This window comes from Psychrobacter sp. DM4, from assembly GCF_051307035.1.
Classification (GTDB): Bacteria; Pseudomonadota; Gammaproteobacteria; order Pseudomonadales; family Moraxellaceae; genus Psychrobacter.
Genome location: NZ_CP195536.1, coordinates 596338 through 619438, shown reverse-complemented (window position 1 = coordinate 619438; position 23101 = coordinate 596338). Strand labels below are relative to the sequence as shown.

General features: G+C 43.4%; 23 protein-coding genes, 1 tRNA gene and 2 pseudogenes. 15 read left to right on the top strand and 11 right to left on the bottom strand.

What is annotated here, in order from left to right; translation table 11 throughout:
- Positions 1–79: 79 nt before the first annotated feature.
- A complete protein-coding gene (gene trpB, locus ACR64G_RS02730; RefSeq protein ID WP_435980021.1) occupies positions 80–1342 on the bottom strand; it encodes a tryptophan synthase subunit beta in 1263 nt (420 codons plus the stop codon).
- 86 nt (positions 1343–1428) lie between these two features.
- On the bottom strand, positions 1429–2088 hold the full coding sequence (locus ACR64G_RS02725) for a phosphoribosylanthranilate isomerase (protein ID WP_435980020.1): 660 nt from the start codon (positions 2086–2088) through the stop codon (positions 1429–1431).
- Between the two features lie 185 nt (positions 2089–2273).
- Here ACR64G_RS02725 and ACR64G_RS02720 point away from each other — a divergent pair, with 185 nt between their 5' ends.
- Positions 2274–3890, top strand: a complete 1617-nt coding sequence (locus tag ACR64G_RS02720) for a cryptochrome/photolyase family protein (RefSeq protein WP_435980019.1) — start codon at positions 2274–2276, stop codon at positions 3888–3890.
- 70 nt (positions 3891–3960) lie between these two features.
- Here ACR64G_RS02720 and ACR64G_RS02715 read toward each other — a convergent pair whose 3' ends face one another.
- Positions 3961–4713, bottom strand: a complete 753-nt coding sequence (locus ACR64G_RS02715; protein WP_435980018.1) for a DUF4230 domain-containing protein — start codon at positions 4711–4713, stop codon at positions 3961–3963.
- A gap of 387 nt (positions 4714–5100) precedes the next feature.
- Here ACR64G_RS02715 and ACR64G_RS02710 point away from each other — a divergent pair, with 387 nt between their 5' ends.
- The gene (locus ACR64G_RS02710) at positions 5101–6819 is read left to right on the top strand and encodes a proline--tRNA ligase (RefSeq protein ID WP_435980017.1); all 1719 of its coding nucleotides are present in this window, start codon (positions 5101–5103) and stop codon (positions 6817–6819) included.
- 97 nt (positions 6820–6916) lie between these two features.
- Here ACR64G_RS02710 and queF read toward each other — a convergent pair whose 3' ends face one another.
- The 4 genes from queF to ACR64G_RS02690 all read right to left on the bottom strand — a co-directional run bounded on the left by queF (position 6917) and on the right by ACR64G_RS02690 (position 10486).
- Positions 6917–7780 carry an NADPH-dependent 7-cyano-7-deazaguanine reductase QueF gene (gene queF, locus ACR64G_RS02705; RefSeq protein ID WP_435980016.1) on the bottom strand — a complete coding sequence of 288 codons (864 nt, stop codon included), beginning with the start codon at positions 7778–7780 and terminating at the stop codon, positions 6917–6919.
- 25 nt (positions 7781–7805) lie between these two features.
- Positions 7806–8579, bottom strand: coding sequence for an ABC transporter permease (locus ACR64G_RS02700; RefSeq protein WP_435980619.1), 774 nt, complete (start codon positions 8577–8579; stop codon positions 7806–7808).
- Positions 8580–8611: 32 nt separating this feature from the next.
- Positions 8612–9574, bottom strand: a complete 963-nt coding sequence (locus ACR64G_RS02695; protein WP_435980015.1) for an ABC transporter ATP-binding protein — start codon at positions 9572–9574, stop codon at positions 8612–8614.
- Between the two features lie 234 nt (positions 9575–9808).
- On the bottom strand, positions 9809–10486 hold the full coding sequence (locus ACR64G_RS02690; RefSeq protein WP_435980014.1) for a c-type cytochrome: 678 nt from the start codon (positions 10484–10486) through the stop codon (positions 9809–9811).
- 337 nt (positions 10487–10823) lie between these two features.
- Here ACR64G_RS02690 and ACR64G_RS02685 point away from each other — a divergent pair.
- Positions 10824–10900: transfer RNA gene (locus ACR64G_RS02685), tRNA-Arg, on the top strand.
- 66 nt (positions 10901–10966) lie between these two features.
- Here the strand turns inward: ACR64G_RS02685 and ACR64G_RS02680 are convergent.
- A pseudogene (locus ACR64G_RS02680) lies at positions 10967–11140 on the bottom strand (helix-turn-helix domain-containing protein); the annotation flags it as partial.
- A gap of 143 nt (positions 11141–11283) precedes the next feature.
- Between ACR64G_RS02680 and ACR64G_RS02675 the strand changes: the two are divergent.
- From ACR64G_RS02675 to ACR64G_RS02625, 11 genes are all read left to right on the top strand, one after another.
- A complete protein-coding gene (locus tag ACR64G_RS02675; RefSeq protein ID WP_435980013.1) occupies positions 11284–12129 on the top strand; it encodes a 3'-5' exonuclease in 846 nt (281 codons plus the stop codon).
- Positions 12126–12278 carry a hypothetical protein gene (locus ACR64G_RS02670; RefSeq protein WP_435980012.1) on the top strand — a complete coding sequence of 51 codons (153 nt, stop codon included), beginning with the start codon at positions 12126–12128 and terminating at the stop codon, positions 12276–12278. The genes ACR64G_RS02675 and ACR64G_RS02670 overlap by 4 nt, the downstream gene beginning before the upstream one ends.
- 761 nt (positions 12279–13039) lie before the next feature.
- Entirely contained in the window at positions 13040–14239 is a 1200-nt protein-coding gene (locus ACR64G_RS02665) for a replication initiation factor domain-containing protein (protein WP_435980011.1), read from the top strand.
- 15 nt (positions 14240–14254) lie between these two features.
- The gene (locus ACR64G_RS02660) at positions 14255–14659 is read left to right on the top strand and encodes a hypothetical protein (RefSeq protein ID WP_435980010.1); all 405 of its coding nucleotides are present in this window, start codon (positions 14255–14257) and stop codon (positions 14657–14659) included.
- A gap of 10 nt (positions 14660–14669) precedes the next feature.
- The gene (locus ACR64G_RS02655; protein WP_435980009.1) at positions 14670–14855 is read left to right on the top strand and encodes a hypothetical protein; all 186 of its coding nucleotides are present in this window, start codon (positions 14670–14672) and stop codon (positions 14853–14855) included.
- A gap of 9 nt (positions 14856–14864) precedes the next feature.
- Complete coding sequence (locus tag ACR64G_RS02650; RefSeq protein ID WP_435980008.1) at positions 14865–15110, top strand: major capsid protein; 246 nt, start codon at positions 14865–14867, stop codon at positions 15108–15110.
- A 125-nt stretch (positions 15111–15235) separates the two neighbouring features.
- Positions 15236–16531, top strand: coding sequence for a virulence factor TspB C-terminal domain-related protein (locus ACR64G_RS02645; protein WP_435980007.1), 1296 nt, complete (start codon positions 15236–15238; stop codon positions 16529–16531).
- Positions 16532–16533: 2 nt separating this feature from the next.
- Positions 16534–16815: a DUF2523 family protein gene (locus tag ACR64G_RS02640; RefSeq protein ID WP_435980006.1), complete on the top strand. Its 282-nt coding sequence runs from the start codon at positions 16534–16536 to the stop codon at positions 16813–16815.
- A gap of 74 nt (positions 16816–16889) precedes the next feature.
- Positions 16890–18032, top strand: coding sequence for a zonular occludens toxin domain-containing protein (locus ACR64G_RS02635; protein WP_435980005.1), 1143 nt, complete (start codon positions 16890–16892; stop codon positions 18030–18032).
- A 38-nt stretch (positions 18033–18070) separates the two neighbouring features.
- Entirely contained in the window at positions 18071–18886 is an 816-nt protein-coding gene (locus tag ACR64G_RS02630) for a tyrosine-type recombinase/integrase (protein WP_435980004.1), read from the top strand.
- A gap of 856 nt (positions 18887–19742) precedes the next feature.
- Complete coding sequence (locus ACR64G_RS02625) at positions 19743–20933, top strand: leucine-rich repeat domain-containing protein (protein WP_435980003.1); 1191 nt, start codon at positions 19743–19745, stop codon at positions 20931–20933.
- Between the two features lie 226 nt (positions 20934–21159).
- Here ACR64G_RS02625 and ACR64G_RS02620 read toward each other — a convergent pair whose 3' ends face one another.
- The 3 genes and pseudogenes from ACR64G_RS02620 to ACR64G_RS02610 form a co-directional block, all read right to left on the bottom strand.
- On the bottom strand, positions 21160–21708 hold the full coding sequence (locus ACR64G_RS02620; protein WP_435980002.1) for a manganese efflux pump MntP: 549 nt from the start codon (positions 21706–21708) through the stop codon (positions 21160–21162).
- A gap of 122 nt (positions 21709–21830) precedes the next feature.
- Positions 21831–22097 (bottom strand): annotated as a pseudogene (locus tag ACR64G_RS02615) (MFS transporter); the annotation flags it as partial.
- Complete coding sequence (locus ACR64G_RS02610; protein WP_435980001.1) at positions 22039–22287, bottom strand: metal-sensing transcriptional repressor; 249 nt, start codon at positions 22285–22287, stop codon at positions 22039–22041. The pseudogene ACR64G_RS02615 and the gene ACR64G_RS02610, both read right to left, overlap by 59 nt.
- A gap of 283 nt (positions 22288–22570) precedes the next feature.
- On the opposite strand from ACR64G_RS02610, the gene ACR64G_RS02605 reads away from it, so the two are divergent.
- The gene (locus ACR64G_RS02605; RefSeq protein ID WP_435980000.1) at positions 22571–23053 is read left to right on the top strand and encodes a hypothetical protein; all 483 of its coding nucleotides are present in this window, start codon (positions 22571–22573) and stop codon (positions 23051–23053) included.
- Positions 23054–23101 lie beyond the last annotated feature (48 nt).

The window sequence follows — 23101 nt, the reverse complement described above, 5'->3', positions numbered from 1 at the left end:
TCTCTAAAATTAATCAATATTGCTCGAAACAAAAGGCTGCTATTCACAGCCTTTTTCTAGTACCTACTCTTTTTTTGTCCTAAAACTCAAGACCTTCGGCGCTCATCACCGAATGCAAGTCTTTATCACCGCGACCTGACATATTGACGACGATGGTTTGATCTGGCGTCATTGTTTTGGCAAGCTCTAAAGCATAGTAGCAAGCGTGAGCGGTCTCAAGTGCTGGGATAATGCCTTCTTTACGCGTAACTTCATGGAAACCCTCTAACGCCTCTTTGTCCGTACAGCCGACATATTCTACGCGGTGCATATCTTTTAAGAAGCTGTGCTCAGGGCCAACACCTGGGTAATCGAGACCTGCTGAGATCGAATGGGTTTCTTGAATCTGACCATCGTCATCCGCCATGAGATACGTGCGGTTACCATGCAAGACACCAATACGACCCGCAGCCAATGGCGCAGAATGACGACCGGATTCAATACCGTCACCTGTCGCCTCGACACCATACATTTTGACATCCGTATCGTTCAAGAAATCAAAGAATAGACCAATAGCGTTCGAGCCACCACCAACGCAAGCCACTAGCGCATCAGGTAGTTTTCCTGTCTGTTGCAAATGCTGAATACGTGTCTCTTTACCGATGATCGCCTGAAAATCACGTACGAGCAGCGGATAAGGATGCGGACCTGCGACCGTACCAATAATGTAATAGGTCGTATCGACATTAGTGACCCAATCACGCATAGCCTCGTTCATCGCATCTTTGAGCGTGCGTGAACCTGACGTGACTGGCACAACCGTAGTGCCCAGCAAACGCATACGATAGACGTTCATCTTTTGGCGCTCGACGTCATCTGCGCCCATATAGACGATACATTCAAGTCCCAAACGCGCGGCAATGGTCGCCGTTGCCACGCCGTGTTGACCTGCGCCGGTCTCAGCGATAATGCGTTTTTTACCACACATTTTGGCAAGGAGCGCCTGCCCGATGGTGTTATTGACTTTGTGCGCGCCCGTATGATTTAGGTCTTCACGTTTAAAGTAAATCTGTGCTCCGCCAATCTCATCGCTCAAACGCTTGGCATGATATAGCGGCGTAGGACGACCGACATAATTGACCAAGTCATTGTGATATTCCTCCCAAAACGCCGGATCAGCTTTTACTTTAGTGTATAGCGTTTCGAGTTCTTCAAGCGCTGCCATTAACGTCTCAGAGACAAAACGTCCCCCGTGTACGCCAAAATGCCCGCGTGCATCTGGATATTGATTAAAATCTTGTACATCTTCTGGATTGGCGAAAGTGTTGATGGTAGAGGTGTCTTTATTGGCGAGCTGACTCATGATAGTTCCTACTTAATATGGAATGTTTTTAGGATAGATAGGGTTGGTATTGTCATCAGGATAATTACTGATATTTTAGAGTTCGCTTAGGGCGTCTCGTTTTGCCATCGTTCACGCTTAACCGCTTTCATAAATGCACGCATTTTTGCATTATCCTTAACGCCTTTGTCCTGCTCAATACCGCCGCTGACATCTAAAGCATAAATAGGGAGATCAAGCGTAGAGGCGACGTTTTTAGCATCGAGTCCACCTGCTAAGATAATTGGTAGCGTGCTATCTTTGGGTATCAAGCTCCAATCAAAGCGCGCGCCTGTACCGCCGTATTTTTCTTTATGATAAGCGTCGAGCAATATACTACTTGCGCCAGCATCAGAAAAATTGTCAATCTGAGATTTTACGCTAGTGGGTGTATCTTCTTCAGTATTGATACGCAAGGCTTTTATCCAGCGCTTGTTGACACTAGCGGCGAGCATTTGACACTGCTTGGCGCTCTCATCGCCGTGGAACTGAATAACATCGAAACCTACGTTGTCAGCTAACTCGATTAGCTGGTCATTTGACATATTGACGACCAAAGCGACCACACTAACAAAAGCAGGAATAGCGCTAGTTAATGCCTGCGCTTCAGCTATGGTCAGCGCACGTGGACTTGGCGGATAGAACACTAGACCTATGGCATCCACACCCAACTCTATTGCTGTATGGATATCATCAAGACGAGTAAATCCGCAAAACTTAACATGCATGAGATAACCTTTAAACACTAAATGGAGTCAATTGGGAGGCGCGAAATAGAAATTTATCATAAAAGAAGTTATCAAAAGATATGATGATGATTTGTTACTTGGTAGGCAAATCAATTGCATCCAAAAACTTATCCTAGCATACTTTTATTATTCGTTTTGTTTATGATTGAGATAAGGATAGGTGAATGGCGAACAATGACAAGAAGTCAGATACGGACAACGTGCGCGCGCCGCATTATTTGATGTGGTTTCGCCGAGATCTGCGCATACATGATAACACCGCACTAGCTGCGCTATGTGAGCAGGCCCATGATAATGATGCGTCAGTAACCGCCGTCTATTTTTATACGCCAAAGCAGTGGCACACTCATGATATGTCGCTTACGCAAGTCGATCATATCGCTCGTACTTTACCTATTTTGGCTCATAGTTTGAAAGAGACGCTCAACATCACTCTTCAGGTCTACGTCTGTGCGCAGTTCGATGACAGTATCGACGCCATTACCGAGCTGTGTGAACAACAGCATATCAGCTGCGTGATGGCCAATCACGAGTACGAAGGGCGTGAGATCGATCGCGATAAGGCGTTAACTGAGCATCTTGGCAAGCAAAATATCAAGTTTATACGTCATCATGATCAGTGTATTTTGCCGCCGCAAAGTATTACGACTAATGACAACGACACGATGTACAAAGTGTTTTCGCCGTTTTATAAAAAGTGGCGACACACGCTAGAAGTCAGTCAGCTAGAGAATCATGACGCGGTACGGGTAAAAAACAATAATAAGGCCACTGATGCACTGATTGAATTAAAGTCAGTCAGTAACAGCGCAAGCACGCTCAAAGATATTGAAAAACTAAGCCATCAAGTTGTCAAAGACTATCAAGCGTCTTTGGACGAAAACTATCAGCATATTGATTATGATACGCAATTAGAGCAAGCGCGCGAGCACTACCCCGCTGGTGAAGACGCGGCATGTAAGCGCTTAACGCAGTTTACAGGCGATGATATCAATGACTACAATGTCAGCCGTGATAAACCTATCTTGCAAGGCACCAGCCATATGTCTGCCTATCTGACTATTGGTAGCATCAGTCCAAGAGCGTGCTATCTACAAGCGGTGCAAGCGCAAGAAGAACTACATGGCAATGATGGCGACAATGCTAGTGGTAATGAGGATATCAATCGCTGGATTAGCGAGCTGGCGTGGCGTGACTTTTATCGTCATGTATTGACGGTCAAACCTGAACTGATACGCCATAAAGCTTATAAAGAAGAGACTGATATCAAGATTAATTGGTCTTATAACGAAGAAGATTTTGAGGCATGGTACACCGGTAAAACAGGCGTGCCTTTGGTTGATGCCGCGATACGCAGCTTAAATACTAATGGCTTTATGCATAATCGCTTGCGTATGGTCACAGCGATGTTTTTGACCAAAGATTTATTGATAGATTGGCGCTGGGGTGAGCGCTACTTTATGAGTCAACTTATAGATGGTGATTTTGCCTCCAATAATGGCGGCTGGCAATGGAGCGCCTCGACAGGTACGGACTCTGCGCCCTACTTTCGTATTATGAACCCGTTCAGCCAAGCCAAGAGTCATGACTCAAAAGCCCTGTTTATTAAAACTTGGCTACCTGAGCTCAAAGACATCCCCGCCAGCATATTGCATGATGAGAATAAACTGCGTAAAGCGCTGACCAAAGGTGGCGACTTTGCCAACATTGATTACCCTGCTCCTATGGTCAATCACAAAGAAGCGCGGCAACTGGCTATCGCAGAATTTAAAAAAGAGTGAAAACCTTTTAAAAAAGACTGCTCACTAGAAACCCAGTAGCGAGCGTTTTCGTTTGTCTTATTGTCAAGTCTTATGAAGCAGCCGCTGGCAAACGACATGGGCCCGCGCCTTGAGTAGTGACGGTCACAGTAGCACCCGTTAAGGCAAATAGTTGCTGCAACTGTGATTGGGCATTATTAAGGGCAAGGGTCATCACATCACCGCGGCAAGCTTTCTCTAGCACCTCTTTTTTTGCCATGCTTTGCGCTTGCTCAAAGATCTTGGGATCAACTTGCGTCATACCAAAGACTCCCGACTGCCAATCGTAGATCTCAATGTCGTCTAAATAGACTGAGAATATCTCCGATTGCGGCAAAGTGATATCGATCTTTGGCATTAGTACGATAGGGTTACTATCTAAGTTCCCGTCATTTTCAGCAGTGCTCTTAGCGTTTTCAAACGCTTCACTGTCCTCTGCGCTAGGCTGCGTAACTTTTACCATGTCAGGCGTCAGAGCACTCAAATCAACGCCCGCCTCTACGCGACCACTAACGATAAACAACCCCTTTTGCTCATCAGTCCACAGCTTCTGCCAGCTGCCCTCGCGCTGGCTGGTAATCACCGTATCTACGCTAAATCCAACGGTTTGCAAGCGATTAAGCTTCTGAATTTGCGTCACTACCCCTGCGCGAGTGATCGTCTCAACAGGCTCTTCTTCCGCTTGATTTTGAATAATATAAAAGGCCGCTACCAAAGCAAGCAGACCTATGATCAAAAACAGCCAAGACGTTTTGGCTACTTTCGTCTTAGGTTTAGTAGAGAGTCGATTATCAGACGCTGTCATGGCAATATCCTTTTGAGAGTCATTCGCTTAGAGATAATTAGCGCAGCGCACAAAACAAGACTGCGTGTATAAACAATACAAGATTTGATATAAATGCTACCGCCTACGCAACACTTCAAGTTACGGCTACCAATTGCTACACATTAGCCCTCTGTAGAACGTCCTTTATTGTGACGATTTAACTATTATTTTCAATGTCATTGTAGCCTTTTACCCTCATTCTCAAGCAAAAGCTAAAAAGTCATTGCGTCTAGCCCAAAGTTTACCTACCATAGTCTGATTGTGCTGGTGAATACTGAGCTGGCCTCTCCTCCTATTTTGCGCTTGCGGTTTTTCGTCTTGCGCGACTTATTTATTCTTTATAAAAGATAAGGTTTTGCTTTATTTATGAAAGCCAGTCAGTTTTTATTTGCCACGCTAAAAGAAACGCCAAGCGATGCTGATATCGCCTCAAGTCAATTGATGGTCAGAGCCGGTCTTATTCGCAAGATCGCCTCTGGACTCTATATCTGGTTGCCTATGGGTTTACGTATCTTGCAAAAGGTCGAGCAGATCGTGCGCGAGGAGATGCAAAGTATCGGCGCACAAGAAGTGCTCATGCCGATGACTCAGCCGGCTGAGCTGTGGCAGACGACTGGACGTTTTGATGATTATGGCCCTGAGCTACTACGGTTCAAAGATCGCCATGATCGCGATTTTGTGTTAGGGCCCACGCACGAAGAGGTCATCACTAACCTCGCTCAAGGCGAACTGCGTAGTTATAAGCAGCTGCCTATTAGCTTTTTTCAGATTCAAAACAAATTTCGTGACGAGATACGTCCCCGCTTTGGCGTGATGCGTGCGCGCGAATTCACTATGAAAGACGCTTACTCCTTTCATATCGATCAGGCCTCACTGGCAAAGACTTATCACGATATGTACGACGCTTATACTCGTATCTTTACTCGTCTGGGCTTAGACTTTCGGGCGGTGCAAGCGGATACAGGCTCTATAGGCGGGTTTGCCTCGCATGAATTTCATGTACTTGCTGATAGTGGCGAAGATGATATTGCTTTCTCTGACTCCTCTGATTATGCCGCTAATGTAGAGCTTGCCGAATCGGTAAGTACAGCTGAGCGCCAGCCGCCAACGCAGGCGCGTGAGGACGTCTTAACAGAAGACATGACCACTTGTAAAATGGTCGCAGAGCATTTAGACATTCCGCTAGCGACTACGGTTAAGACCTTGATCGTTCATGGTCATAAAGAAGACGATACGCCGCAGCTTATCGCCATTGTCTTGCGCGGTGATCATCAATTGAACACCGTAAAAGCTGAAAAGATAGAAGAGGCAAACGTGCCGCTAACTTTGGCCTCAGATGAAGAGCTAAAAGCGGCAGGCCTGCACAAAGGCTACATCGGTGTTGATTTAGACATGCTAGTGTTCGTTGATCGCGCGGCGGCTACCCTATCAGATTTTGTCTCTGGGGCTAACGAGATCAACAAGCATACTATCGGTATGAACTGGGCGCGCGATACTAGCATCACACGTATCGTCGATGTACGTAATGTCAAGGAAGGCGACCCTTCGCCAGATGGCAAAGGCTCACTCAGAATCAAACGCGGTATCGAAGTCGGCCATATCTTTCAATTGGGTGATAAATACTCGCAGGCAATGGGCTGTACGGTCTCCGGCGAAGACGGCAAACCTGTCACGCTTATGATGGGCTGCTATGGTATTGGTGTTAGCCGCATTATTGCCGCTGCTATCGAGCAAAACAATGATGAAAACGGCATCATGTGGCCGCAAACGCCAAGCGTGACTGATTCGATCGCACCTTTTGAGGTCGTTATCGTACCGATGAAATCCAAAGAAGATACCGTCATGCAAACGGCGACGGCGCTATATGAAGAACTAAAAGCGCAAGGCGTCAATGTGCTACTCGATGATCGCAACGAGCGCCCAGGGGTCAAATTTGCTGATTTAGAACTCATTGGTATTCCGCATCGTATCGTCGTCTCCGATCGCAACTTGGCAGAGGATAAGTACGAGTACGTCAATCGCCGCGATAGCGAAAAGCAGATGCTAAGCCGTGACGAAGTATTGGCTAAAGTGATTAGCAAATAATTCAAGCTATAAAGTTTAAACATAAAAAAGCGCTTATCTTACTCCATAAGATAAGCGCTTTTTTTGTAAGCTAAATACTAAAAACTGGCTTCTTCAACTACTGACGAATTAATCGACTCGGTTTAGGCAGTAAGCTCAAATCACTAACGCGGCAAGGATTGATATCGATACCGCCGCGACGCGTGTACCACGCTCGAACCATTAATTGACTTGGCTGATAGTGCTGACTCAAGTCCGCAAATATCTGCTCCACGCATTGCTCATGAAAGCCGTTGTGCTGACGGAAGCTTAGAATATAACGCAGCATAGCCGCATCGTCTACCTCTATGTCACTGCTTATTTCAACCGCCAATGTCCCCCAGTCAGGTTGATTGGTCACGGGGCAATTACTACGCAGCAGATTAGAGTAAAAATGATACGCATGATGATCGCTCTTAGCAGAACTTGAGCTCGATTGACTACTCGTTAAAAGTGAGGCGTCTGGGTGGGTTGTAAGTTTGACTTTATCCGTCGTATTCGCCAAAGCCTCATCGATACAGATGCCTTTAGGTTGGCCAATCATCAACCGCGACTGCTCATCGTCTAATGCAAACAGCTCAACCTGTACCTCTGCTTGTGCAAAGGCTGATAAGTCTTTTGCGATCAAAATTCGTACGTCTTGCCAGCTAGCAAACTCAGTAAAATTGATACTATTGAGATATAACTTGAGGGACTTGGACTCGATAATATAAGGCGAGCTTGCAGGCACGCTAAAACGGGCCATCGCTACTTGCGAGATACCTTGTAGATTAAGCCATGACATCTCAAATGCCTGCCACCAATCAACACCCATAGCTAGTTTGTCGTCTTGCCAGCCGATCACATTACGCCCCATGCTACGGGCAATCGGATATAGCGTCTCTGGACTATACTCAGTAGGATAGTCTGTAGTTTGCTCACCCAAGATACCGTGAATACTCATCTCAATACCCTAATTCTAAAATGATCTACAAGCGAATACGTGAGCCATCACTCAGTAAGCGATAACAAATGACATAAAAGATGACGCAAAATACAAAGATCGCTATCATTGAGTACCAGACATTGACGTCTGAGTAGCCCAAAATACCATAACGAAAGGCATTGACCATATAGACAATAGGATTCAATAGTGAGACATTTTGCCAAAAGCTCGATAAGTCTTCCATTGAATAAAACACCCCACCCAAAAAAGTCAGTGGCGTCAATACAAAGCTTGGAATAATAGAGATATCATCGAATGAGCGTGCGTATACGGCGTTAATAAAGCCGCCTAGTGAGAACAAGATAGAGGTTCCCAAAACGGTAAATACAGTGACAAATAAATGCTCAATACCAAGCTCTGTAAAGAACAGGGCGACGATAGAGACAATGATTGCAATCACCAAACCGCGAAAAATCCCACCACTAACGTAACCGGTCAAAATAGCATGTTTAGAGACAGGTGAAACCAAAAGCTCCTCAATACTTGCCGTAAATTTGGCACTAAAAAAACTCGAAACCACATTGGAATAACTATTAGTGATGATCGCCATCATGATAAGACCAGGCACGATAAACTGCATGTAAGGTACGCCGCCCATCTCGCCGACTCTATCCCCAATCATCCGACCAAAGATAATAAAATACAGCGTCATCGTAATTACAGGAGGCAAAAGCGTCTGTGGCCAAATACGTAGAATTCTACGAATCTCTTTTAGCAGTATCGTGCGAAAAGCGATCCCTTTTTTGCTCCAAGACATGGTCTCATTCGGGTCTACAACGACGGGCTCTCTCATAATCCTGCCTCCTTCATGCTATCAGCACTTTGAATATTTTTTTCAACCAAACGCATGAATAACTCTTCTAATCGATTAGACTTGTTACGCATACTCGCGACTTCAATATCAAGATCCGTCAACTGCTCAAACACACAGTTTAGTGTCTCGCCTTGCGTCAAAGTAACTTCAACAGTCATCTCATCTGGCTGCGCGATCTCTGTAACCTGCTCAATAACCAAAGGCTGGGTAAGCGGTTTGGTCAAATCTAAAACGAAGGTTTCTACCGATAGCTGTGCTAGCAAATCTTTCATTTCCGTGTTAATACGAATCTCACCATGATCTAGTATAGCGATGCGCTTACATAGCTGCTCGGCTTCTTCTAAATAGTGAGTCGTCAGAATAATAGTCGTATTTTCTTCGATGTTGATCTGTTGCATAAACTCCCACATAGAACGGCGCAGCTCGATATCGACGCCTGCTGTTGGCTCATCAAGTATCAATAGCTTAGGCTTATGAATGAGCGCACGTGCAATCATCAGACGTCTTTTCATACCGCCGGAGAGTTCGCGCGATTTGCTATCACGTTTATCCCACAGCCCTAATGCTTTAAGCAAACGCTCAGCACGTGGCTTAGCATCTTTAGCAGAAATACCAAAGTATCCTGCTTGAGTAATTAGGATGTCTTCGACTTTTTCGAACATATTAAAGTTAAATTCTTGCGGTACTACACCAAGGTACTGCTTGGCAACAGAAGGGTTAGCCAATAGATCCGTACCAAAAATCTCTACGCTACCCGTAGTAGGTTTAAACAAAGAGCTTATGATACCAATCATCGTCGATTTGCCTGCGCCATTGGGCCCAAGCAACGCAAAGAACCCACCTTGCGGTACTGTCAGATCAACGCCTTTTAGCGCTGAAAACCCATTATCATAGGTTTTTGATAAGTTTTTAATTTCGAGTGCTGGTACCTCAGACATGCAAACCTCTTTATTAAGTAATAGTATTTATTTTTATAACAAATAGTGTAGCCCTTAAAGTGAGGCTACCTATGGTGTATTTCAAGCGTACATCGTAGTAAGGACGGTATTAGTAATATCAATTGATAGCGATAGACCACAAAAAAGCGCCTATCTCTTTATGGAAATAGACGCTTTTTTATGACTTTGGGTCTAGTGCTACTTTTGCAAATCAGCTCAAGGCTAGAGTAGTATTTAGCTGGCCTGCGCGATCATATAATCAACGGCGTTCTGTACTTCTTCGTCTGGGATATCAGCGCCGCCTTTAGCTGGCATCGCGTTAAAACCCTGAATCGCATGGGTGTATAGTGTATCAGCACCTTTAGCGATACGTGGACCCCAAGCACCCGCATCACCTAACATAGGCGAGCCGAGCAAGCCTGATGCATGACACGTCTGGCAAACCGCGCTATAAACGGCTGCGCCATCACGTGGACCACCGTCAGCTGACGCGCTTGCAGCTCTAACGGTTACGTCACAAATCTCGCCTTCTTCAAAACAAACGCGGCCTACTGGCTGGATACGAGCGACAAGATTGGGATAGAGCGCGACCAGTTTTTGTACTTGTGGGGTGTCTTCTGGAATAGGCTCTTCTTCAGCCGCCGCAGTCGCTTCGAGGTTCTCGTCGACAGCAGCGGTCTCATCTGTACCAGCAGCAACGTCAGCTGCCTCTGCATCCACAAGCGCGGCATCGGTCGTATCCGCAGCAGCTTGTACGTCGTCACCAAGTACCTCTGGTGCGTTTTCGACCACTTCTTCTGCTTGTGCTACCTCAGTGACTGTCGTTGTATCTACAACCTCTTCAGCTTGGCTCACCGCGATACTAGCAATTCCTAGAATGGCAGCTGCCGATAACATCACTACTTTTCTCATTCGTCACGTTCTCTTATTACATACACAAATGGCAAGTCATACAAAGACTTTATGATTCGATGAATAATACAAACATCAACAATAGACGGTCTTTGCATTCTTTCGCGCAAGTGTAATCGGTGAATATAGATCAAATTCGTTATTGTTAACATTATAAGGGAAAAGCGCAGTAGATTGCCATGCCTGTTTGTTGACTCGGCTGTTTTTTCGTAAATAGCCGTGATAGCTGTCATCACTTATTGGTTTTGGTAGCGTTATTTGCTAGACTAAGCGCTCTTAAATTTTTGCGGTCTATGCTACCCATACTAGCCAGTACATATGACAGCATCAATGTTAAGCGCTCGTAGCTCAGTTGGATAGAGTATCGGCCTCCGAAGCCGAGGGTCGCGCGTTCGAATCGCGCCGAGCGCACCATTCCCATAAATAGGCCTGTTCTGGCTCTAGTTCTAATTTAGCTTTATATAGTGTTTCTCCTTTGTCTAGCCCTAGTATGTCGGCTATTTTAAGTATGGTCTCATCATTAGGCTTTCGCTTGTCTCCAGTTTTGTAGTTCTTAAACGCTGATACTCTGCCTTGATTGATACCAAGTCTTTTGCCTAGTTCTTCTTGGCTCCCTATCTTTTTTGCTGCTTTATCAAATAATTGCGTAATCATTGTAAATACTCCTTGCTAGTATTCCCAAATGGGATTATAATGACAGCTATAGACAGATATTTTTTTATCTAGCTATATTCCCAAAAGGGATTAATCCCAAAAGGGTTTAATTAAATTCTATCACTAGGCAGGAGTGAATAACAATGGAACATAAATCTTTTTACACAAAGACACGCACCGCACATGCTCATGTTATTGGTCTTAAAGGCTCACAGGGCGAAACGTTGGTAGTAAGTGTTAATAGTGTCAAAACTGGTAAAAAGCTCAACCTTTATAAATTGCCGCTTGAGCTAAAAAACCAAGTAGCAAAAATCAAATCTTATTCTGCTTTTGTCGCATTTGCCAAGGCAAACCAGATTGCTGACATCGTAGCCGATGAAAAGCAAACCTCTTGCCCTGCCCCTGCCCCTGCTCCTGCCAAGTCAGCAGCTAAGGGACAGGGCATCTTTATTTACACAGAAACGACAGGTTTAGATCGTGACGCTGAAATAGTCGAGATTGCCGTTGTTGATGAAAATGAAAATATCCTCTTTGAGTCTCTTGTAAAACCTACCAAGCCTATATCTAAGGCCGCTACAGACGTTCACGGCATAACAAACGCTGATGTCAAAGACGCCCCATCTTTTGCCGAAATATGGGCCAAGCTATCAAGCCTTATTGGTACAAAGACTATTGTTTTTTATAATGCTGACTTTGATACGCGCATGATCCGACAGTCTGTAGCAAGTGCGTTTGACTCCCCTATCCCGAAAGAGTTTACCGATTTATTCCCACATAACAAAACCTTTTGTTTGATGCAATTCTACGCGCGTAATTATGGCCGCATATGGTCTGACTATCATCATTCCTATAGATGGACTACGCTCACAAATGCTTGCACACAGCAGCGTATTGACTGCCGTGATGTGCCTAATCATAGGGCCGCAGGTGATGCGATTAAGACGGCTAGACTATATCGCAAGGTCAAACAGTTGCAAGGGGTCGCATGATGAATTATCAGCCTTTTTTAAACATGCACGTATTGCTATCTGATGCTTTTTTGGCAGTTATACCGCCACTGCTACAAATATTTGCAGTGATTATCGGAACTATACTAGTTATGAGATTGTTGCGCTGGTGGCTCAAGCATCCAGTGTAAGCAAATGATATAAAGCGTGTCGCTGGTGGCAGGACTAAGTGACGACAGGGCGACACGACTTGATAAGCAAGCTAGTTACTGGGGTAACTTTGCATAACTAGCGACAGTATGAGTGACCATGACATGTGATGCCGTAGCGGTATATTGGGTGTTTTTTGCCCTTGCTTGCGTAGGCTTGTTGTTGTGGGCGGGTTGACTGTGCAAAGGCGGCGTGTGTTGTCGTAATCAATCCTCCATTGGCAGAACACTATGACCAATGGCCCTATGTGCGATGGTGCGATGCGAGAGCATTAAACGATGATCAAGCAAGGGATTTCACTCTAGAGCTACTTAAAAACGTAGCTCTAGGGTGAGTAATTTCCCTAAAGCTCAAATGCTCCGCAAATGCATTGTAACAAGCGTTTAGCAGTAAATAAGAAAATTAAGAAAACAAAAAGAGATTGTATAGGGGCTGGGCTGACGAATCTAAAAAGCAGAAAACAAACGCAGTGCAGTTTTTGCTTTTTAGTGAGACAGACAGCAAACAACCGAAGGGCGTTAGCGTAGTTTAGAGTTTGCAAGAATAAGTACAGTAAGAGGAAGTGAAGGAACGTGAGAGTGTAGCGTAAATTTCCCCACTAGTAATACGGGGGTAAAGTACCAAGAGCGAACATTCAAGCGTGGTCAAAGTGCAAGGTTTGAGAAGTAGCAAAATAAACATAGCGACTTTGAAAGAGTTTCAACAATTAGGATTGGTAAGACTAACAAAGGACTGGCACAACATGACGGACTTCGACAAAAACGCCAAAGCGTACATGCAAAGCCTAAAAGCTAAGCAAGATAAGAAGCTGCCAGCGCCTGACGTTGACATTCCATTCCTAAGCGTTGCAAATTCCACAAAACAAGTTTTCTTAAATCCAGCGCTTGACGCCACTGTCCTAAACGCTGTCACAGCTACAGCAGACGATTACAAGCTATATCCTTTGCTCAATACTGACGGCGTGATAACTGCCGACGGTCTCCAAACTGAAATGATCCGTAGACCTGCAAAGGGTGAAAAGTGCGTTATTGACTGGCTAAGTATCACTATGCAAGCGTACACTTTTGAAAACAATATAACGTCAGAACAGTATCACGAAACTTTTAGACAATCCGCCCTTATAGATAACGTCGGTCAAGTCCTCCGCGATATATTTGGTTTTGGCATCGACAAAGAAAATAAATCTGGACGCAATTTTTATGAGCGTAGCTACACACTAGAACACAATGCTGGTTTTGTCTGCATTGGTGGCCAGAACGATACGATCATGATTTCAATTAACGGCGTAGGTTGCACGTATGGTAAACAAGGCTGGGAGGGCCATTTTAACGCATGGCTTAACCTGTATTGCCAAGAACCAAAAATCACACGTATTGATCTAGCTCATGATGATCTATATGGCGAGTATACCGACATTGATTGGTTCAATGAACAGCACACTATAGGCGGTTTCACTAATGGTGGCAGACCTCCAGCCGTTGAGTTCCGCGGAGACTGGAAGAAGCCAAACGGTAAAGGTAGAAGCCTATACATAGGCTCTCGTGACTCCTCCAAGTTCACCCGAATTTATGAAAAGGGCCGCCAATTAGGCGATAAAAACAGTTTATGGCTACGCACCGAAGTTGAATACAAAAGCCGTGACATTTTTATACCGCTTGATGTGCTAATAAATCCGAGTCAATTTTTTCTAGCAAGTTATCCATGCTTTCATATTTTCGATGGTCAGACAGATATTAGCAAGTTTGAGCGCGTAGAAAAGCAAAACCTGATGACCTTTGAGCAAGCCATTGACATTTTAAAAAATCAATATGGCAGATATTTATACTTTTTCCGCCAAGTTTATGATGATGATACGGTCTTACTTGACCTGCTAACAGACATCAAAAACAAGGCAGTTCCCGAGCGGATAGATCCGCTCACAATTCCAAAACTAAGCCACTAGGCAGGAGTGTAAAAAATGAGCAATCAAAATGATATTACAGTAAACGGTATTACTTACGACGCTGACGAGATTTACGAGCGTACCATTACAGTACACGGTGCACAGCCGACAAGCTACGAGCAATACGATTATGTGAACGTACTTGTCAATCATAAAAACCGTAAAGAAGCCAACGGCCTAAAGTCTGGCGGTGTCGCTCAAGCGCAATACAGATACGGCACAGCATCAGATATTCACAGCTTTAATGACCATGAATATCCGTTCCAGCTTAAAACTAAGATGACGACGACTAGCGATAAAAACGGTGATCCGATCCAAGTTATCTTATGGGCCGACTTTGCCAATGCTCAAGAAATGGAGCTTGTACCGCGTAACAAGTCGCAACAAAGACCACCTACGGCATCACCTGCCAAAGCGTAACGAGTAAATTATGAATAACACGGTTTATCAATGTATAGAGTTATCAGTGACAAATAACTGCATATCTTGGCAAGCCGTACCTGAACACAGTGGCTATAAACTAACTAATGAGCAAATGGCCGAGTTTGTTTTTTCCATCGCTGTACTTTTTGCCACTGTCGCAGCGATTAAACTTATCAAACGCTCATTCTTCTAAGGAAAGATCATGTCTCAAAGTAAAATTGCAAAAGTGAAAAGTGCTGCTACTAACAAGTATTATCAAGTTGGTACGGCTGCCACTATGGCCCTAGTCACTACAGGTGCACATGCTGAGGGCGTAGCCGCTCCCGATATGACACCGATTGTCACTATGATTAATGGCCTCGTCGCTGTTGTTGGGTCTGTTGGTATGGCTGTCTTGTCAGTTTACGCGACTGCTAAAGTGTTCAAATGGGTTAAGACTGCGTTCTAATGTCATTTCACCCTGACTTCATCTTACAAGTTATCGCCATTGTTTGCATGATCGTAGCAATACGTGATGCACTCAATCTTTAACTTGTAAGATTTAACAGAATATATAAAGGACTTTACTAAGTTATGAATATTTTGTGTCGTAAAGTCCTTTATGTTTTTTTATCTTTATCTCTCGCTCTTTTTCCTTTAACAGCCCTTGCTGCTCACGACGGCGACCCACAGCACCTGAAATGGCGTTTAGAGAACTTAAAAAAAGATGTTGATACACAATACAAAAAAATGACGTTAGAAGTAAATGCTCAAAAAACATACCCTGTATCCACGCTCGGCCCCGACGGAAAACCTATTGTACAAAACAGAACAGCAAAATCTACTGTTAAGCTAACACCCAACCCAAAATCAATCGGCAAATCATTGCTTAAACGTGCTCCTGCACTCGCAATTACACAAGCTGTTATCGCAATCGCTGGTAAAGCTGTGGATTGGATTCTTGATCCTGAAAACAATGGCGTAAAATACAAATCAGACGAAGAAGTAGGATACAAAGTTGGCAGCAACGAACGTCTTTATTCAACTGCCGAAACGGCTTGTAGAGCTCATACAGTTTATAAAAATGATTCAATTGCTGGAAGAAATAAGCCCTATTATTTTAGCGGCGGTAATATAAAGCCTGATGCGCCTGACACATGTTACTACACTATGGTGCATGAGCAATACGGCTCAGATGAAAGACCTGCACCTATCACGTCTGTCACTACTCCGCCGCAAGACATAGTAATACCCATTGAAGACGTAGCATCGCAAATTGTCGATGACGCGTATAATGGCAAATCTGCTGCTCTCGAAGCACTATCAGATAACGCAATAGATGAAATAGAAGCAGGACTACACGATGAAGCGTTTGACAGAAATAGCGACATTCCCCAGCCTGACCCTGACGCTGTAACCTCCGAAAACCCTGACGGTGGAACTGGTGAAAATCCAGATGATGACAATCTATATCCCGAAGACCAACCGCAAGATGGAGAGGACGGACAAGATGGTCAAGACGGACAAGATGGTCAAGACGCACCAGCGTTTCAACTTCCCGCATTTTGCGATTGGGCGTCTCTAGCTTGTGATTATTATAACTGGTCGATGGAAGCATGGGAGCCATCGCCTGAAGAAACACAAGTTTATATACAGCAACCAGATATAGGCGATTGGCAAGGTAAAGCAACCGCAGGTTACGTCGATTTTTCTGGCCAATGTCCTGCTGATGTATCTATACCCATAGATTATATGGGTGCATCAACAACACTTGATATTAGTTATGGCCCTTTTTGTCATTTTGCAAGCATGATAAAGCCTGCTGTTATCTTGGGCGCATGGATAAGCGGTATGCTCATCATATCAGGCGGTAGGGCTAGGGAGTCTTAAAAATGATCGGTGCTTTGGCTAAATTATTTCAATATCTTTTCGGCGGTATGGGCAAACGTGTACTTGTCGGTATGGGGCTTGGTATAGCATCAGGTGCTATCTCTTTAGCTGTTATTAACTTTTATATTAACAAAATTGTTTCATCTGCTGGTGCACTTGGTGACATGGCAGCAATACTACACATCGGCGGTATGGACACAGCTATATCTATTATTATCGGTGCTGTTGTTATTCGCGCTAGTATTGGAGCCACTAAGCTATCCTTATCTAAAGCAGCAAAATAAAACAGACGCGGCAAGCCCCAACGCAAGAGCAAAACCCTTTTGCTTGCGTGGGGCTTGCTAAGGCAGGGGATTTTATGTCAGACAATGGACTGGTAAAAGGACAAGGGCTAGTTTTAATCACTGGTAAAAAAGGTTCGGGCAAGTCGCATTTTGCAACAAGTCAGATAAAGTATATCGTTGATAATCACCCAGAGCATAAAGTTTATGCAGATATAGCAGGTCTTAACATAGCAGGTGTCGAGCCGTCGCCTAAAGATTGGCAAGATTTAATGGATAGCAATGGCGTAGGTAATTGCACCATTTTCTATGATGAGGCCCAGCGCTTAGAGTGGGCCGATAACTCTAGTACAAAGATCAATAGTGATCCGCGCATACGCGAAATGACTATGATACGCCATGCTAATATCAATATTGTTATTATCACGCAAGATCCTACTTTTGTACATTCTGCTTTACGCAAACTTGTTGACGTGCATTATCACGTTAGCCACCCATTCAAAGACGGCAAGCCTAAAGTGTTTAAGTTCACGGGTGCTATGTCTACTATTGACGACAAGGGCGCATACAAAGAGTATGCAACCGATACATTCACCCATAAATTAGACGAAGAAACATCAAAGCTCTATAAATCTGTAGATGATGGGGCCACCCATGACCAAAAGAAGTCTATACCTAAAAAAGTTAAAATCATGATAGGTGTAGTCGTCTTCTTAATCCTCGTTGCTATACCTGCTGGTATTTGGGGCGTTGGTAAGGTTTACGGCTTTATAGCAGGTGCAGAAGATCGCGGTGATGAAATGATGAACGAGACAACCGATAACGTCGAGACTATCACAGGGGGTTCTAGTTCTGCGCCTGATCTGCCCACTGTCGATGGTCTGACAGATGCCGAGCTATTAGCACTCTATAAAAAGTATTTAGATGATTATACCGTTGACGTAGCAGAGCATGACGCCATAAGGCCCGATAGTATTATGGCAAGTGGTGATAAGTGCATGGCTTTTAACATGTACGGCGACGGCCTAAATATACCGCATGATAAATGTATGAGCATGTTGCTTAATCCAGAGACAAGGCCGCATAAGCGCACAGTACAGCGCGCACAGTCTCCACAGAATAGTAATTTTAATTCTAATGCGTCCAGCAATCCAGTTTCAAGCGCCGATGACGTAGATTATATAAATAATCCACCGCCGCCTATAGTCGATAATAGTTAGTCTATGCGCGCGCAATTTCGCGTGTAGGAGATTAGATTATGTTTACTAAATTATCAGAGGTTATCGAGTATTACCAAGATTATCATTTAACAAAGCATAAGTATCATTACCGAGCGCATAACCTGCGCTTTTTTGATGCCTATGATTTAAAGGATTTACGCAAAAAAGACGTAAAAGAGTATGCACAGCTAAGGCGCGTCACTGTCTCCAATAGCACTATAAACCGTGAGTGTAGTTTTGCAAGAGCAGCGATAAATCGAGTCAGAGAAGATTATGAGATTAAATTAAATAATCCATTTAATAAGGTAAAGTTTATTGAGGAGGACTATATAGCAAATTATCTAAATAAAGAGCAGTACAATAAGCTGCTTATCTCTGCATTGGTAACACGCAACCAAGATTTGCATGATTTTATTGTACTGCTGACGATGACAGGCTGTAGGCCTATCGAGTTATTAACGCTTGAATGGTCAAATGTGCATCTTGATAAAAGGCAGTTTGTAGTGAGGAATTACTACAGCAAAAGCAAAAGGACGATGTACAAGTATTTAAATGATACCGCATTTAATGTGTTAAAAAATAAAACACGCTCAGATCGTTATGTTTTCACTAATAAACGTACAAATGATCGTTACCAGAGCCTATCAAAGAGCTTTAACAGGTGCAAAAAGCGCGCAGGTGTCGTATGCACTATGTATGATTTAAGACATACTTATGCGTCGTGGTTGGTGCAAAATGGCGTTGGTATTTATACGGTTAAGGATCTGCTAGGACATGGTGACATCGACAGCACTATGCGTTACGCGCATTTAGATTATGCTCAATACGTGGCTGCTTTATCGTTGATTGAATAATAGTGTAAATAGTTATAGCTAGACGGCCTAGACTCTCCGAAGCCGAGGGTCACAGGTTCGATCCCTGTCGAGCGCACCACTATTTAAAACTTAAGTTTTAGTCAAGTTTTGCCTCAAGCATTATATTGTTTGAGGTTTTTTTGTGTCTAAACCTCCTCTTAAAGCCTTTATTTATAAGGACTGTATGTTTCCCCTAGGTTGACATTTACGAAATAGTCTACTCTTTAACAATGTATGAATGATAAGTTTTTGCGCATGCGCTCTATCTTTTGAAAATCGGTGACCACCTGCTCGGTGACCAAACGGTGACCATTTTGTGACCAAGATTGTTGAAAGTTGGTTGTGGTAACTAATCCCATTTGACGATATTGTTTATAAGGAAGTCTGATTTTTAAGCACAGGAACAGCAATCGGTACCTTATAGAATTTAGTAAAGCCTTCAATCGATTTGCCAATGGTTAAACTGTTTGGCAGCTTATATTCCTGATCTTGATCAGTGTAGATAACAACACAGCTGACAACCTTTGACAACTGCTCCTTTACCTTATGATAGCCTAGCTTATCTAGTATACCCATATCTCTTGCATAACTGCTTATCTGTCTTATGTCGTCAATAACGTCGCAGATTTGCTTGATACTACACGCGAAGCGTTGAACAATTAGGCTAAACTGAAGAAGTAGCTTTAACGCTAAGCGATGGTTTGAATTAATGTCCTAATTACTAAAATCGTCGAATGTAGTCATCTCAATTGACAATGATTAAATAGCTTTCTGGGCTTGATCAGTAGATATAATGGTTTTATTTGATTAGACTGAATATTTGACAGGTTTTATTGATATAGAAGGTAGTGAGACTATGACTCAAAACAATAATGATAAAGGAGTGTTTAAGGCTAGTACCTCAGATGAATCTTTGACCTTAGATGATAGTTGGATTAAGAAAATATGGGAATGGGCAGACAATTTTGAGTTACTGGGCTCTGAAGTGCCTCGGGAGAAAAAAGCATTACTAGCTATGAAAAAGCTAGAGATCCTAGAACCTGATTTAGACGAACAGCACTCTAGGGATGTCTATAGAATGGACTATGTACCCGATGAACTCACCAATCTTACCAATCTCATAGAAATAAATCTTAGTGGCATCCGCTCAAAGCATTTACCGCAGAACATAGGCCAACTTACGAACCTGACTAGACTTTCTATTAGTCACTCTAATCTTGTAGCATTACCTGATAGTATCGGACAACTCAGTAACCTTACCGAACTATTTATTGATGAAAGTAAGCTGAAAGAACTGCCTGAGAGTATCAGTCAACTTACGAACCTCAGTAAGCTTTTTATTAGTCGCTGTCAGCTTCGTTGCCTGCCCTACAGTATTGGGCAGCTTAGCAACCTTACGATACTTGATCTTATGCATTGTGAGCTTAGGGAACTGCCTGTCAGCATTGGTCAACTCCACAATCTTACGAAGCTCTTTATTAGCTATTGTGGGCTTAAACATCTGCCAGATAGTATTAGTAAACTTACTAACCTTATTGAGCTTGATCTTATTCACTGTGAACTTAGATATTTACCAGATAGCATAGGTCAGCTTACAAACTTAAATAAGCTTTATATTAATCATTGTCCGCTTAAAGAATTACCGGATAGCATTGGGCAAAGCCGTAATCTGACTGAGCTTTTTATCAGTCATTGCAAGCTCAAACAGCTACCTGACAGTATTGGACAACTTACTCATTTAACTAGACTCGATCTTATACACTGTGAACTTAAACATCTGCCAGATAGTATTGGTCAGCTTACTAAGCTAATTGAGCTTAATCTTATTAATTGTGATCTTAGAGATTTGCCTGACAGTATTAGTCAGCTCAGTAATTTAACTAAGGTTAACCTTTCTAACTGTAAGCTTGGTGATTTACCTGACAGTTTTTTTCAGCTCACTAATTTAGAATGGATTAATCTTAACGGTAATCCATTTGTTAATCTATCTTCAAAGACAATAGATCATTTACGTACTATAGATATAGTATATGGTTGGGAAAAATAATCTTGCAACTCTCTATGTCATACGATATATATTGTTCGATTCTCAAAAGCATACTGGCTAACTCTATGCGTGTTTGCTCTTCATAAATCCTCTCAAACCCATACTCACGTAACGTCACTGTTTACAATTCATTAGACTGATAAGTAGTTGAATCTCTAAAATAGCTTATCTTTGCTGTTGGCTTTTTTTGAGAATACAACTTTCTGGAAAGTATATTTAAAATATCTCAAACCACCATATTCACACCGATTGCTATCAGCACCAAACCGCCTAGCGCCTCTGCCCAACTACCGAGCCAAGTTCCTGACTGGCGTCCTATATAAGCCCCTAAAATACTTAAGATAGTGGTCGTCAGTGCAATAATTAAACATGCTAAATAAGCATTAACAGGCAATAGATTCAAAGTAAAGCCTGCGCCCATTGCATCAAGACTGGTAGCTATGGCTAACGACAGCAGTGTTTTATGACTTACATTAATCCGAGTATCGTCATCGTTAACGGAGCGCGACTCATAAAGCATCTTAATCCCAAGCGCTACCAGTATGACAAAGGCTACCCAAGAAGCTCCTTCAGCAAACCAGCCAAGCAAGGTAGAGCCAAGTGCATAACCAATCAGCGGCATCACCCCCTGAGCAACTCCAAAATACAAGCCAATGAATAATGCCATTTTTATAAACTGCGACTTAACATCGTTTTTGTGAGTTGAGCCAAGACCGATTGAAGCAGCAAACGCGTCTGCGGCTAGTGCTAGCGCCAGTAACAGTATCTCTAACATAATAAAATGGTACTCTTTTTATAAATGTAAACTCACCGACCTGAACTTGGCCAACGAGGGTGATAGTCATCGACGACGAAAGGGTGTGTGGCGTATTCCGTTAGGCGTAGCATATCCAGTGGCATGGGCATGACCAGACTTTCCATATCGTACGCGAGACGTGAGAGTGACAAAGTTTTAGTGTAATCCTTCTCATTAGGCAGAACATCAGGAATAGTAGCCTAAAAAGTCGGCGTGAAGGCCGCTGCAATTGGTGCTACGCCAACATAGGCAATCATCTTGATGGCCAATGCCGTTCCCAAAACGACCCCAGCATCATTCCCAGCCCAATCAAAAGCTAAAAGTCCTAGCGCTACGGTAGCCAGACCTGTGCCAATCAAGGCAATGATCTAAATGATCTTGAATTAAAATCTTCTTTGCTTGATGAATGACATTCTCTACCGCTTGCAGTTGCTGCGCTATTTCAAGACAAGTTCGACCCGCAACCAACATCTCTATCGTACTGCTTAGATGACCATTCGCTTTTTTAAGGCGTGTGATAACGGCTGGGTGAGACGCGTGTATGTGTGGTTTTTTCATAATGGAAATATCTTTCCTCTAGGGAGCACTATTATACCTTAGTTATAAAAAAGGTCGCGGAGTTGCCGCTGATGAAGGAGTTTTAGAAGCCGCATTCACAATAACAGGCGCGAACCCACCATCTAATGTATGGAAATTAGTTGCCCAACTGTGATAAATATGCGCAGCAAGTAAGGTGCTAATCTAGTATTGGCAAACGCTAATAAACAGTGTCTCGGTCTAGCAACGACAGTCAATTAAGCATAGAGCTGTGTTTATTGCTATGGCTATTTTTGGAGGTATTATGATTCTCGTAAGCCGATCGCGCCGAGCAGCGGCATCAGTTATGCTTGCCCTGATGGTATGGAGCGTAAGCTTCTTTCTACATTTTTTTTGGGAAATGGCACAAGTCCCCTTTTTTTCTGATATGCCTGACGCGAGCCACTGGGAGGTAATCGGGCTTTGTACAAGAGCGACTGTCGGTGATGCTAATATTGCTTTTGGCGCTTACGTGCTTGTGGCACTGTTTACAAAAGACTGGTTCTGGATTAAAAAACTATGGCGCCTATCGACTTTATCAGTATACTTCGCCGTTGGCTTGATTGTGACCATAATCTTTGAGTATTGGGCGACTGGAACCGGTCAGAGGTGGAACTATAGTGAGCTTATGCCTAGAATGCCGCTACTTGGTACAGGTGCATTGCCGCTCGCTCAGTGGGTGGTCATTCCAGTAATATTAATCTACGCTGTCAAATGGATGTTCCTAGGTTGGCAAATATCCAAGTAATAGAGTTTAGCATTAAAGGCAGTTGGTACTATTTAGTTCACTACACCA